Annotated in this window: 1 pseudogene; it reads left to right on the forward strand. The window is 73.8% G+C overall.

From position 1 onward, the window contains the following. Positions 1-302, forward strand: a pseudogene (locus tag FS882_RS21255) (hypothetical protein); the annotation flags it as partial.

Consider the following 302-nt stretch of genomic DNA (forward strand, 5'->3'; position numbering starts at 1 on the left):
ATCGCCGCGTGCCCGCCCGGACCCGTGCTCGACGCCTGGTTGCGCGGGCTGGACCTGACCGTGCTGGCACCCGCCATCCTGGTCGAGGTGGTCGCCGCCCGGGCGCGGATGGAGGCCCACCAGCACGCCGCGATGCTCGACGCCGTCGCCGAACTGGCCAACCGCCCGGAGATGAGCCCGCAGTGGTCCCCGCTGGCCGGGGCCCCACCCACCCAGGGATGCGTCGCCGGAGACGAACTTGCCATGCGCCTCGGGTGGTCGCTGATGACCGCGAACAAGGCCGTGCACCGGGCACTGACCCT

Source organism: Cellulosimicrobium cellulans, from assembly GCF_007679345.1.
GTDB classification, from domain to species: domain Bacteria; phylum Actinomycetota; class Actinomycetes; order Actinomycetales; family Cellulomonadaceae; genus Cellulomonas; species Cellulomonas cellulans_A.